The following is a 12,468-nucleotide window of genomic DNA, read 5'->3' on the forward strand; positions in this document are numbered from 1 at the left end:
CCACGATTCAAGCCGCCCCCTCCCCCGAGCCGCCTCCGGCCCCCGCTGACGCGGATGCCGAGGACGACGAGGACGACGACGAGGAAGACGACGACGAGGTAGACTTGGCCGAGGCGGGCCTGGACGACGTCGTCCTGGGCGCCGAGGCCGCGCTGGCCGCCGCGGAGGCCGAGGACGCCGCCGAGGCCCGGGGCGAGGACGTCGAGGAAGTCCCCATCGTCCTGGAGCCCGAGCCGGAGCCGACGCCCGATGAGCGCGCGCTGCGAGCGCCCCACGTCCGGCCCACTGGCGAGCCGGCGGAAATCGACCCCGACGAGCTGGACCCGGACGCGCTCAAGGTGGTGCTCCGCCTGCACCAGCACGGTCATCAGGCGTACATGGTGGGCGGCTGCGTGCGCGACCTGCTGCTGGGGCGCAAGCCGAAGGACTTCGACATCGCCACCAGCGCGACGCCGAACGAGGTGCGCAGCATCTTCCGCAACTGCCGCCTCATTGGCCGGCGCTTCCGGCTGGCGCACGTCTACTTCAAGGGCGGCAAAATCATCGAGGTCTCCACCTTCCGCGCGAACCCGACGGAGCTGGAGCCCGCGGCCACCGGGAGTGAGGAGGACGGGGAGGGTGAGGACCTGCTCATCACCCACGACAACGTCTTCGGCACCGCGCAGCAGGACGCGCGCCGGCGTGACTTCACCATCAACGGCCTGTTCTACGACGTGGCCGAAGGGCGGGTCATCGACTACGTCCGTGGCCGCCGTGATTTGGACGAGCGCTTCATCCGCACCATTGGCGACCCGGAAGTGCGCATGCGCGAGGACCCGGTGCGCATCCTGCGCGCCGTGCGCTTCGCGGCGAAGCTGGACCTGGACATCGAGTCGCGGACGTACGCGGCCATGGAAGGCGCGGTGGAGGATTTGCCCCGCTGCGCGCCCGCGCGCCTGCTGGAGGAGACGTTCCGCCTCATCCGCGGCGGTGTGTCCGCGCCCGCGCTGAAGCTGCTGGACGCGCTGGACGCGCTCAAAATCCTGCTGCCGCCCGTCAACGCGTACCTCAAGCAGCATGGCAAGGAGGGGGAGAAGACGTTCTACGCCTTCGCGGAGTCGCTGGACCGGCGCGTGTCCGCGGGCGAGGCGTTGGATGACGCCATCCTCCTGGCGATGTTGCTGATTCCCATCAGCCGCTCGACGGGGCCCGAGGAGTCTCAGGAGGGCCGCCCGTCCGTGTCGCAGGTGGTGGAAGATTTGCTCGCGGGCTTCGTGCAGTCCGCGCGGCTGCCGCGCCGCATCGCCGAGCGCTGCCGCATGCTGCTGCTGGCCCAGCGGACGCTGTCCGGTGAGCGCCGCCGTCGCAGCGCCGCCTTCAAGCGGCACCCGCTCTTCAGCGAGGCCCTCACCGTGTTCGAGATGACGGTGGAGGCCACGGGAGAGAATCGCGACCAGCTGGAGGCGTGGAAGGCCGGCGAGGTGCCGCAGCCTCGCGCCGCCGCCGCGGACGGCGAGGAGTCCGACGCGGGAGGCCAGCGCAAGCGCCGCCGCCGCCGCCGTCGCCGTCGCCCCTCGGCGAGCGGCTCGACCGGTGAGAGCTCCGAGCCAGGTGACGCCTGAGCCGAAGTCGTGTCCGTGAGGTGAGGGCGCCGGCTCGTCCTCCGAGCCGGGTGACGCCTGCGTCGAGGTCGCGTCCGTCAGGCATGGGGCCGCCCCGCCAACAGGCGTGAGGCCCCGCCCGTATCGGGGCCTCAGTCCCTGGGACCGCCTTTTTCCACCGGGCGCTCGGAGCGGTGTTCGGCGCTGTCGGTGGCCTCGCTGCCGGCGATGTCCGCGGTGGTGATGGCCTTGCTGCCGAACCGCTCGGCAATCTTGTCCAGCGCCGCGTTCAGCTTCGCGGTGCGCGGCGCGGCTGCGGGGAAGAGGCCCAGCTGGGGCGGCTCTTCATCCAACTGCACGCTGACGCCGGTGAGCCGCAGCGGCTTTCCCTGGTGCGACTTGTCCAGCAGCTCCAGCGCCGCGCGGTAGAGCGCCTGCCCGTCATCCGTGGCCTCGCGCAGCGTGGTGCGCCGGGTGATGAGCGTGAAGTCCGCGAACTTCAACTTGAGCTGCACCACGCGGCCCTTCAGCGCCGCCCGCCGCAGCCGCCGCGCCACGCGCAGGGCCTGGGCGTGGACGTGTGGCTTGAGCGCGTCCACCCCCACGAGGTCTTCGTCGAAGGTGTCCTCCGCGCCCACGCTCTTGGCGGCCCGGTCCGGCACCACCTCGCGCGTGTCGATGCCCTGGGACAGCTCCCACAGGTGCCGTCCGCTGGAGCCCAGCCTGTCCTCCAGCCAGTCCAACTCCCGGTGGGCCACGTCGCCAATCGTCTTCAGCCCGGCGAGCCGGAGCGCCTCCTCCGTCTTCGGCCCCACGCCCCACAGGCGCGACACCGGCAGGCCCGCGAGGAAGGCCACCGTCTCCTCGGCGCGCACCTCCCGCTGGCCATTGGGCTTGGCGAGGTCGGAGGCAATCTTCGCCACGAACTTCACCGTGGCCACGCCCGCGGAGGCGGGGAGGCCCAGCTCGTCGGCAATCTCCTTGCGGATGCGCCGGGCAATGTCCGCGGGCGTGCCGAAGAGGCCCACCGACGCCGTCACGTCCAGGAAGGCCTCGTCCAGCGACAACGGCTCGATGAGCGGCGTGTAGCGTTCGAAGATGGCGAACACCTGCTCGCTGGCCTCCGCATACGCGGCGAAGCGGGGCTTCACGACGAGCGCATGGGGCGCGGCCTTCGTCGCGCGGGCCATGGGCATGGCGCTGCGCACCCCGAAGGGGCGCACCTCGTAGGACGCGGCGACCACGACACCGCGCTGGGCATGCCCGCCCACGATGAGCGGCTTGCCCCGCAGCGCTGGGTTGTCCCGCTGCTCCACGGACGCATAGAAGGCATCCATGTCCACGTGGATGATGGCTCGCATCGTGTGAGTCACTTTAGCGGGGCACTCTGACGCCTGGCGGAGCACCTGGGGTTCGAGGCACCGCGGCGGGAAGCTGGACCTGGGACCCTGGCAACAGGTGATGGGCGAATCGTGGAAAGCCCTCAGTCCCGTTGCTCTCCGTGGGGCAGGGGCAGGCCATGCCGCTCCAGCTCGGCGCGCAGCTCCGAGGGCAGGGGACTGTGGACCGTCAGGGGCCGCCGCGTCTGCGGGTGCGTCAGGCCCAGGGAGCGGGCGTGGAGGAAGAAGCGGCCCAGCTCCGGGGCCTCGCGTCCGCCGTAGAGGGTGTCACCGACGATGGGGGCGCCAATGCCCGCGAGGTGCGCGCGCACCTGGTGCAGCACGCCGGTGAGAATCTTCACCTCCACCACGCTGAACTCACCCGCGCGCGACAGCACGGTGAACTTCGACACCGCCTCCCGGGCGTCCTCGGCCCCGTGGGGCGCGGGCTCCACGCGGTCCGGGTGCCGGGGGTGATGACGCAGGGGGAGGTCGATATCGCCCTCGTCCGTCAGCGGCCCCGTCACCAGCGCCAGGTAGCGCTTGTCCACGGCGCGGCTGCCAAAGGCCTCGCGCACGGCGTTCCACGCCTCCCGCGTCCGCGCGGCCAGGACGACGCCGGAGGTCTCCACGTCCAGCCGGTGGCACAGGCCGCCCTCGCGCGCGTCCACGGAGGCCTGGGCGCATTCGGGGTAGCGGGCCACCAGCGCGTTGGCCACCGTGCCCGTCTCCCCGGACTGCAGCGGGTGGGAGGGCCGGCCCGCGGGCTTGTCCACGAACACGAGCGAGTCGTCCGCGTGCAGCACGATGAGCGGGAAGTCCGTGTCGGGCACGGCCTCGCGTGATTCTTCTTCCACCTCGACGGCGATGTGCTGCCCGGCGGTGAGCGTGAGGCCCTTCTTCGCGGGGCGGCCATTGACCTTGACCGCGCCCGCCTCGAAGAGGCGCTTGAGCCGCGCGCGGGAGAGGCCCAGCGCGTCACCGACGAAGAGGTCCACCCGCTGGCCCGCCTTGTCGGCGTCCACGGTGAGGGTGTGCAGCTTGGAGGGATTCACTCGGACAGGGCCTCGTAGACTTCCTCGGCCGTCTGGAACCGGTCGTCCGGCTCCTTGCGGATGAGGCGGTGGGCGACGCGCGCGAGCTGCGGGTCCCCGTGCAGGTTCAGCGCCAGCACGGGGGGCGGCTCCGTCTCCAGCACCTGGCGCCAGAGCTCGTGCGGCGTCTTCGCGTCGAAGGGGGGCCGCCCGCTGAGCAGCTCATAGAGGATGACCCCCAGGCTGTACAGGTCGGAGCGTCCATCCAGGGGCTCGCCCAGAATCTGCTCCGGCGCCATGTAGCGGTAGGTGCCCACCAGCTTGCCGGCCTCGGTGATGGCCGCGTCGTCCGCCAGGAACTTGGCGAGCCCGAAGTCCATCAGCCGCACCTGCCGGTCATCGTCCACCATGATGTTGGACGGCTTGAGGTCGCGGTGGACCAGTCCGTGGCCGTGGATGTAGGCCAGGGCCTCGCAAATCTGGAGCATGGCGTCCTTGAGACGTCCCATGCGCTCGGGCCGGTTGAGGTCCTCTTCGCGCACCCCGCGCCCCGGCTCCTCCTCGGGCTCTGGGCCGCGCGGCATGGGCGGCGGCAGGTCGAAGCCCTCCAGCGAGTCATCCGAGCCGAGGCCCGGGTGCGGGCTGGCATCGGAGGAGAAGCTCTCCAACTCCTCGCTGGGCGGCTCCTCCGCGAAGGCCTCCAGTCCGAAGGTGCCGTCATGCGGGCTGTCGTCCGAGTCATCCATCGAATCGGAGAAGCTCCGGCTCAAGGGGCCGAAGTCATCGTCCGCGGTCCGGAGAATGGACAAGGGGCTGCGCGGCGTGTGGTTGCCCGGAGGGGGATTCCGCTCACCGCGGCTCAGGTCCAGGTAGTGGCGGAGGGTGAGGCCCTCGATGAGCTCCATGGCCAGGTACGGCACGCCCTGGTGCACGCCGGACTCGAACACCTTCACGACGTTGGGGTGAGACAGGTCCACGAGTGTGTCGAACTCGCGGGCGAGCCTGCGCGAGGCACGCGCGTCCCGTGCGGGGCCGGCTGAGAGCAGCTTCAGCGCGACCTCGTCGGTGGTGCGGCGGTCCAGGGCCCGATAAACGGTTCCTGCCCCGCCACTGCCAAGCGTCTCCAGAACGCGGTAGGGACCAATGTCCTTCGGGGGCATGGGGTGCCGAAATCCTACGGACCACGTCACGTCAGGGTCAACGTTGGCAGCGCCTGATTGCTCGGCGCACGGCGGAACCGGCGGCAAGTGAAGTTGATTTTACGGCTAAAACGCGGAGAGCACGACTTGGACCGGGGCGGGAAGTTCCAGTGGCGCGAAAGCCTGCGTCAGGCGGTGGCATGGGGAAGCTCGTGCTGGCGAAGGCCGAGGGCCAAGTGCTTTGGAGAAGACGGTTGTGCTCAAGGACATTCTCTCGCCCCTGATGGCGTAGAACCGACCGTCGGACTCGCACGAATCGGGCCCACCGCTTCAAGTGTCTTCGCCTGCGTCATCCTCGTCATCAGGAGTATGTGTGGTTGCGCTCGCGTGGGCGCGCAGTTGGTCCGCGGACGGCCTGAGCTGCGTCGGCTCAGGACGTAGTCGAGGGATACGTGCAAGGAGAGTTCATTCGGGTGGGCCTCGCTCGCGAGGAGTGCACGCTCCAGTCTCCAGTCGTTCCTCCCCTGAGGATGAAGTACGAGCAGTTCCACGCCGAAGCGGCGGCAGACCTCAAGAATGTGACTGCCGTGGGCGTCCAGATACTCATGTGAAAACGCGATGTCATGCGCCCACTCCAGCACGAGATAGGATTCGTGGCAGAAACCTGCATGGGCTGCCGTCTCAAGTACGCTGGAAAGCGATCATGCGGAGGTCCACCGCTTGACTTCGCAGGAGATGAGCCGCGCCCGCGTTCCAAGACCCATCGCGCCGGGGCGAGCAATGACTCGCAGGACGTCGGGCTAAAGGTCCCGAAGTAACTCACAGAGGGAGGCATAAAGCGCTCGCTCGCTGGTTGATCGCCCCGTACCCTGGTGCTTCTTCTCGAATTCTCGCCGCTGACGAGTCCCTTGGTGCTGAGCTCATTGCGAAGGCGATTGTAGGAGATTGGTGAGACGTTCAGCTCCCGGCGGAGATATTGACGAGGGCGCTTGGAGTCAGTTTCATATGGCATTCGAAGGACACGCAGTTCGTTGGTGGGGCGTCCAGCCGGCATGGCTGGGTTCCAATGGCTGTGGAGGGCGTTGGGGCTGCGCGGGGTATAGACCAACATGACGTCGTGTGAGGACTGGCGCGCTTCCTTGCTGGCGGCTTCGTGGGAATCTCGCTGTCTTGCTTGCGTTGACAGGTTCCGGGAGCCCTTCGCTCTCGGCGGCGCAATCAGGAGTTCGATGGGCGCTGTTCGCGTGCGTGGGTGTATCACGCGGCCGCACTCGGCGGTGTGTCGCCTCCATGCGCGGCGAGGATGCCCGTCGCCAGCGTCAGGAACCTCGTGCGCAGTGCTTCCGGAGCGAGCACCTCGAAGCCAGTTCCGACGTCGCAGAGCTGCCCGAAGGCAATCGCTTCGCGCTCGAAGTCCACGACCACCGTCTTGCTGCCATCCGCCGCGAGCGGCGCGGCGACCAGCCGTACACCATCCGCGCGCGGCCGAATCTTCCGCAGCGCCTCCGGGGTCAAGCGCAGCGTGACTTCGTACTGCGCGCGCTTCTCCGCGAAGCGCGAGCACCACGCCTTCCAGAACGCCGGCAGGTCGAAGCGCGCCGGCCGGACGAAGGTCTCCGGGCGCATCCGTGCGCCTTCCACGCGCGCGCTTCGATACACACGCGGTTCCTCCGCGCCCGTGCGCGCGACGAGGTACCAACGGTCCGCCTTGATGACGAGCGCGTACGGGTCCACCACCTTGCGGCTCGGCTTGCCCTCGAAGTCCCGGTACGTCAGGGACACGCGGCGGTCCTGCCAGACGGCGTCACGCAGCGTCGCCAGGTGCGGCACGGCCTCGCGCTCCGGAAACCACGAGGATGCATCCACGTGAAGCCGCTGACGCGCGTACTCCAGCGCGGGCTGCTGGAGCGCGGGCAGGGAGGCCGCCAGCTTCACCAGCCCCGAGCGCAGCGCCGACGTCAGCCCCAGGTCATCCAGGGCTCCCGGCGCCGCCACGGCCGCAAGGGCGTGCAGCTCCGTTCGCGTGAAGCCCGTGAGTTGCGTGCGCCAGCCTTCCATCAACGCCACGCCTCCCGCGGCGCCTCGGGTGGCGTACACGGGCACGCCCGCGCCGGAGAGCGCGTCCAGGTCCCGGTGGATGGTCCGTTCGGAGACCTGGAGCTCCCGTGCCAGCTCGCCCGCCGTCAACTTCGGGCGCGTCTGGAGAAGCAGTGTCAAACTGACGAGTCGGTCGGCGCGCATGGGCAGGTTCCGAAGCGAAGTCTACGCGGGGAATCATGACAGGAGGTGTCATGATTCCCGCGCCAGGCTGCGAACACGAACCCACGGCGGTCCACGGTCGCCCGTGGGCCTGGAGGAGTGCCAGCCATGAAGCCACTCGAAGGACGCATCGCCCTGGTCGCTGGAGCCACCCGAGGCGCCGGGCGCGGCATCGCCACCATGCTGGGAGAGGCAGGCGCCACCGTATACTGCACCGGGCGCAGCGTGCGCGGACGGCCCGCGACGGGCTCGCGGCCGGAGACCATCGAAGAGACGGCCGAAATCGTCGACGCCAAGGGCGGCCGCGGCATCGCCGTCCGCGTGGACCACTCCGTCGAATCGGAGGTCGAAGCCCTGTGCGCGCGCATCCAGCGGGAGCAGGGGCGGCTCGACATCCTGGTGAACGACATCTGGGGCGGCGACGGACTCACCGAGTTCGGCCCGGCCTTCTGGAAACAGTCCGCGGCGAAGGGGCAGCAGATGTTCGAGCGCGCCGTCTTCACGCATCTGCTCACCAGCCGGCACGCCGTGCCGCTCATGCTGGGTGGCGAGCGGGGGCTCGTCGTCGAAATCACGGACGGGGACTCGTTCGGCTACCGCGGCAACCTCTGGTACGACCTGGTGAAGCTGTCCGTCATCCGGCTCGCCTTCGGGATGTCCCGGGAGCTACGCCGCACGAACGTCACCGCGCTGGCGCTGACACCCGGGTTCCTCCGCTCCGAGGAGATGCTGGAGAACTTCGGCGTGACGGAAGCGAACTGGCGCGACGGCGCGGCGAAGGATCCACACTTCATTGCCTCGGAGAGCCCCGTCTACGTGGGCCGGGCGGTGGCGGCGCTCGCGGCGGATCCGAAAGTGGGCGCCAAGGCCGGCCGTGTCTTCAGCTCCTGGGCCCTGGCCCGGGAGTACGGCTTCACCGACGCCGACGGCTCCCAGCCGCACTGGGGCGACTACTTCGCGCGCGCCTTCGGCAAGCCGTACCGGGTCGCGGACGAGGACGCCTACACGTCCTGGCGCGACGGCCCCATGGAGCTGGCGAGCCCGGATTGGCCGCTGGGCTGAAGGGTCCTCCAGCGAACGGCTGCCTACCTTGACCTACATCGCGCAGCCCCTCTGACGGGGAGCGGCCACCCACCGCCACCGGGCGACCGGTCAGGGGCCGACCGTGACGGTTGGGGCACGCGCCCGTGGACGGCGCGCGGCGGCATCGCTAGGGTGCGCGGCTTCATGGACCGCCCCTCAGTGATTTCCACCCTGGAACAAGCCGTCAAGGCCCGGCCGATGCCGCGCCACGTGGGCATCATCATGGACGGCAACGGGCGATGGGCGGAGGCCCGGGGGCTGCCCCGGCTGGAGGGGCATCGGGAGGCGACGTCGAGCGTGCGTGAAGTGACGCGCACCGCGCGCCGCCTGGGCATCCAGGCGCTGACGCTCTATGCGTTCTCGTCGCAGAACTGGGCGCGTCCGGCGGAAGAGGTCGCCGGGTTGATGGACCTGCTGCGGGAGTACCTGGAGCGCGAGCGCTCCGAAATCCTGGACAACGGCATCCGCCTCAACGCCATTGGAGACGTGGACCGGCTGCCGCGCTACGTGCGCGACCCGTTGGAGCGGCTCCGGGCCGACTCCGCGCACAACACCGGCATGGTGCTGTCGTTGGCGTTGTCCTACGGCGGGCGGGAGGAGATCCTCCACGCGGCGCGGCGGCTGGCCGAGGCCGTGGAGCGTGGAGAACTGGCGGCGGGGCGGCTGGAGGAGAGCGACTTCGAGCAGTTCCTCTGGACGCAGGGATTGCCCCCGTTGGACCTGATGGTGAGGACCAGCGGCGAGCTGCGCGTGTCCAACTTCCTGCTCTGGCAGATGGCGTACGCGGAGATGTGCTTCACCGACGCCTTGTGGCCGGACTTCCGTACTGACGAGTTCCTCCGCTGCGTGTCGCAGTACCAGCAGCGTGAGCGCCGCTTCGGCCTCACGTCCGCTCAGGTGCAGCGGGAGGACGCTCCTCAGCAGGCCAAGGCGTGAACGACAAGAACCGAAACCTCGTCATCCGCGTCGTCTCCGCGGTGACACTGCTGCCGTTGGTCGTCCTGCTGCTGTTCCTCGGTGGTTACTGGAGCGCGGCCCTGCTCGCCGCCGCCGCCGCCGCGTGCGTGGGTGAGTACTACCTCATCGTCCAGAAGCGCCTGACGGTGGCCTCCTGGGTCGGAATGGCCTTCGCCGCGGTGCTGCCCTTCCTGCCGCTGCGGGACGCGGCGCGCACGGGCGAGACGGCCTTCTGGCTCACCATCGTCTTCGCGTTCTTCGCGTGGATCTACCACCTCTTCAAGGGCCCGCTGGCGGAGGCGCCCACCCGCACGGCGCACCTGGTCAACGGCTTCCTGTACGGCGCGGTGGGCCTCACGGCCATGTCCGCGCTGCGCCTGCTGCCTGATGACGGCATGGCCTGGGTCATCTGCGCGCTGGTCATCACCTGGGCCAATGACACCGCCGCCTACTTCTTCGGGCGGTTCCTGGGGAAGCACAAGCTCTACCCGGAGGTGAGCCCCAACAAGACGTGGGAGGGCTTCTTCGGGGGCATGCTGGGCTCGGTGGGCGGGATGTTCATTGCCCGCCAGTTCTTCTTCCCCGTCTTCACGGTGTGGGACTGCGTGCTGCTGGGCATCGCGGGTGGCATCCTGGGGCCGGTGGGCGACCTGTGTGAGTCCATGCTCAAGCGGGCCTACGGGGTGAAGGACTCGGGCTTCCTCATCCCCGGGCACGGTGGCGTGTTGGATCGCATCGACGCGCTCCTGTTCAACGCACCCCTGGTGTTCGTCTACGTGCAGTTCATCCGGGGCCTGCTGCCCTAGGGGCCGCCCCTTCCGGCTGCCCGTCTGCTCGGCGGGCCCGGTTGCGCGTTGTCCGCCTGGGCGCCCACGATTACTGTTGCGCCCATGCTCCAAAACATCGGGTTCTTCGTCCTTCTGCTCGGCGTGCTCGTCACGGTGCACGAGCTTGGCCACTTCCTGGTGGCGAAGGCCTGTGGTGTGAAGGTCCTGAAGTTCTCCATTGGCTTCGGACCCAAGCTGATCGGCTTCACCAAGGGCGAGACGGAGTACCAGGTTGCCCTGCTGCCGCTGGGCGGCTACGTGAAGATGGCGGGGGACATGCCCCACGAGGAGCTCAGCCCGGAGGAGGCCAGCCGGGGCTTCCTGGCGCAGCCACCGTGGAAGCGCGGCCTCATCGTCCTGGCGGGGCCGGCCTTCAACCTCATCTTCCCCATCCTCGTCTATTTCTTCGTCTTCCTGGGCCCGCACCAGGCCACCTCCACCTACGTGGGGACGGTGAGCGAGGGCATGCCCGCGGTGGCCGCCGGTATCCGCCCCGGAGATCGCATCCTGTCCGTGGATGGCGAGCCGGTGCGCACGTTCAATGACATGCGGGAGGCGTTCGTCGGCCGCTTCGAGCGGCCCGTCCCCATCGTCCTGGAGCGCAACGGCCAGAAGCTGACGCTGGACGTGACGCCCACGAAGAACGTGGAGACGTCCCCCATCGACACGGTGGAGCGCGGCTCCATTGGCGTGGAGGCCGTGTCGAAGCCGCCCATCGTCGGCGTGCCGCCGGGCTCGGTGGCAGAGCAGGCCGGGCTGCGGACCTTCGACCGCATCCTGGCCGTCAACGGCGTGAGCGTGGAGACGGAAGCGCGCTTCCAGCAAGAGCTGGACAAGCACGCGGAGGGCACGCCCCTGGAGCTCACCCTCCGGCGCATGGACCCCGTGGCCGCGGGCGCCGTGACGGGGCGGGCGGCTTCCGTGCTGAAGCTCACCGTGCCGAAGCAGCCGGGCGTGGGGCTGGCGACGGTGGGCGCGGAGACGTCCGACCTGTACCTGGCCACCGTGGCGCCGGGGAGCGCGGCGGAGAAGGGCGGCCTGCGACCCGGAGACCGCATCATCGCCCTGGATGGCGAGAAGCCGGAGTCCTTCGTCAAGTTCTCCTCGAAGCTGAACGCCCTGAAGGAGCGCTCCTTCCAGCTGACGTGGCGGGGCGCGGACGGCGAGCGCACGGAGACGCTGGCGCAGGCGCCGCTGAAGACGGAGGACGAGCTGGGCACGGCGAGCGCGCCCATCGTCCTGGGCGTGCGCAACTGGGTGCTCTCCGCGGCGGACATGCCGGTGCTGGACGAGGTGACGGTGCACCTGGGGCCGGGCGCCGCGCTGAAGCAGGCCGCCCTCATCGTCCCGAAGATTGTCGGGCAGATGGTGCGGGTCCTCGGCGGGCTGCTGGTGGGCTCGGTGCCGATGAACACCGTGGGCGGCCCCATCATGATGTACCAGCTGGCGTCCAAGAGCGCCGAGCAGGGCCTGGACAGCTTCCTCCACCTGATGGCGCTCATCTCCATCAACCTGGGGGTGATGAACCTGCTGCCCATCCCCGTGCTGGACGGCTTCCACCTGCTCTCCGCCGCCTGGGAGGGAATTCGCCGCCGCCCCATCCCTGTTCGCGTCCGCGAGGTGGCCAACATGGTGGGGCTCGCGCTGCTCGTCCTGCTGATGCTGTTGGCCGTGACCAACGACATCACCCGCTAGAGGACGCATGCGAGGACTCGCCGTTGCCGGACTGCTCTGCCTGGGCTTCACCTCCGCGTGCGCCTCGCGCGCGGCCAGGCCCGACCCGGCGGAGGACGCCGCCCGCCCGTCGAAGTCGCCGAAGTCCCGCGGTGGCTCGCCCGGGGTGACGCGGCGCGGGCAGATGCCGCGCTCATACCTGGGCGAAGGGCTGGCCTCGTTCTACGGCCCCGGCCTGCACGGGCGGCCCACCGCGAGCGGGGAGCGCTTCGACCAGGAGGCGATGACGGCCGCGCACCGCAAGCTGCGCTTCGGCTCGTGCCTGCGCGTGGTGAACATGGAGAACGGGCGCGCGGTGAAGGTGCGCGTGAATGACCGGGGCCCCTTCATCGACGGGCGCATCGTGGACCTGTCCAAGGGCGCCGCCCGGAAGCTGGGCATGCTGGACAAGGGCGTGGTGCGCGTGCGGCTGTACCGCTGCGAGGACCGGGTGTCGGAGATTCCGCAGGCAATGTGGGCCGCGCCGGTGTAGTGAG

Annotated in this window: 10 protein-coding genes; 6 read left to right on the plus strand and 4 right to left on the minus strand. The window is 69.6% G+C overall.

Going from position 1 to position 12,468, the window contains the following annotated elements; translation table 11 throughout:
• Positions 1–5 precede the first annotated feature (5 nt).
• Positions 6–1,601 carry a polynucleotide adenylyltransferase PcnB gene (pcnB, locus tag HV826_RS01690; protein ID WP_176415399.1) on the plus strand — a complete coding sequence of 532 codons (1,596 nt, stop codon included), beginning with the start codon at positions 6–8 and terminating at the stop codon, positions 1,599–1,601.
• Positions 1,602–1,732: 131 nt separating this feature from the next.
• Here the strand turns inward: pcnB and dinB are convergent, their stop codons facing one another.
• The 4 genes from dinB to HV826_RS01710 all read right to left on the minus strand — a co-directional run bounded on the left by dinB (position 1,733) and on the right by HV826_RS01710 (position 7,373).
• The gene (gene dinB, locus HV826_RS01695) at positions 1,733–2,941 is read right to left on the minus strand and encodes a DNA polymerase IV (protein WP_176415261.1); all 1,209 of its coding nucleotides are present in this window, start codon (positions 2,939–2,941) and stop codon (positions 1,733–1,735) included.
• 122 nt (positions 2,942–3,063) lie between these two features.
• Positions 3,064–4,014 carry an RluA family pseudouridine synthase gene (locus HV826_RS01700; protein ID WP_176415262.1) on the minus strand — a complete coding sequence of 317 codons (951 nt, stop codon included), beginning with the start codon at positions 4,012–4,014 and terminating at the stop codon, positions 3,064–3,066.
• Entirely contained in the window at positions 4,011–5,153 is a 1,143-nt protein-coding gene (locus tag HV826_RS01705; protein ID WP_176415263.1) for a serine/threonine-protein kinase, read from the minus strand. The genes HV826_RS01700 and HV826_RS01705 overlap by 4 nt, the downstream gene beginning before the upstream one ends.
• A gap of 1,236 nt (positions 5,154–6,389) precedes the next feature.
• Positions 6,390–7,373: a YafY family protein gene (locus tag HV826_RS01710; RefSeq protein ID WP_176415264.1), complete on the minus strand. Its 984-nt coding sequence runs from the start codon at positions 7,371–7,373 to the stop codon at positions 6,390–6,392.
• A 126-nt stretch (positions 7,374–7,499) separates the two neighbouring features.
• Between HV826_RS01710 and HV826_RS01715 the strand changes: the two genes are divergently transcribed.
• The 5 genes from HV826_RS01715 (at position 7,500) to HV826_RS01735 (ending at position 12,464) form a co-directional block, all read left to right on the plus strand.
• A complete protein-coding gene (locus tag HV826_RS01715) occupies positions 7,500–8,453 on the plus strand; it encodes an SDR family oxidoreductase (protein ID WP_176415265.1) in 954 nt (317 codons plus the stop codon).
• A 165-nt stretch (positions 8,454–8,618) separates the two neighbouring features.
• A complete protein-coding gene (locus HV826_RS01720; RefSeq protein WP_176415266.1) occupies positions 8,619–9,410 on the plus strand; it encodes an isoprenyl transferase in 792 nt (263 codons plus the stop codon).
• Positions 9,407–10,237 carry a phosphatidate cytidylyltransferase gene (locus HV826_RS01725; protein WP_176415267.1) on the plus strand — a complete coding sequence of 277 codons (831 nt, stop codon included), beginning with the start codon at positions 9,407–9,409 and terminating at the stop codon, positions 10,235–10,237. Before HV826_RS01720 ends, HV826_RS01725 begins: the two co-directional genes overlap by 4 nt.
• A gap of 84 nt (positions 10,238–10,321) precedes the next feature.
• Positions 10,322–11,953 carry an RIP metalloprotease RseP gene (rseP, locus tag HV826_RS01730; protein ID WP_176415268.1) on the plus strand — a complete coding sequence of 544 codons (1,632 nt, stop codon included), beginning with the start codon at positions 10,322–10,324 and terminating at the stop codon, positions 11,951–11,953.
• A 7-nt stretch (positions 11,954–11,960) separates the two neighbouring features.
• Positions 11,961–12,464 (plus strand): septal ring lytic transglycosylase RlpA family protein, encoded by a 504-nt coding sequence (locus tag HV826_RS01735; protein WP_163784352.1) that lies wholly within the window; start codon positions 11,961–11,963, stop codon positions 12,462–12,464.
• Positions 12,465–12,468 lie beyond the last annotated feature (4 nt).

This window comes from Myxococcus sp. AM010 (genome assembly GCF_013372585.1).
GTDB lineage: Bacteria > Myxococcota > Myxococcia > Myxococcales > Myxococcaceae > Myxococcus > Myxococcus vastator.

Excerpts from the sequence above, each read along its gene's own strand:
- dinB (WP_176415261.1), bottom strand. The coding sequence starts at position 2,941 with ATGCGAGCCATCATCCACGTGGACATGGATGCCTTCTATGCGTCCGTG.
- HV826_RS01705 (WP_176415263.1), bottom strand. The coding sequence starts at position 5,153 with ATGCCCCCGAAGGACATTGGTCCCTACCGCGTTCTGGAGACGCTTGGC.
- HV826_RS01710 (WP_176415264.1), bottom strand. The coding sequence starts at position 7,373 with ATGCGCGCCGACCGACTCGTCAGTTTGACACTGCTTCTCCAGACGCGC.
- HV826_RS01715 (WP_176415265.1), top strand. The coding sequence starts at position 7,500 with ATGAAGCCACTCGAAGGACGCATCGCCCTGGTCGCTGGAGCCACCCGA.
- HV826_RS01720 (WP_176415266.1), top strand. The coding sequence starts at position 8,619 with ATGGACCGCCCCTCAGTGATTTCCACCCTGGAACAAGCCGTCAAGGCC.
- rseP (WP_176415268.1), top strand. The coding sequence starts at position 10,322 with ATGCTCCAAAACATCGGGTTCTTCGTCCTTCTGCTCGGCGTGCTCGTC.
- HV826_RS01735 (WP_163784352.1), top strand. The coding sequence starts at position 11,961 with ATGCGAGGACTCGCCGTTGCCGGACTGCTCTGCCTGGGCTTCACCTCC.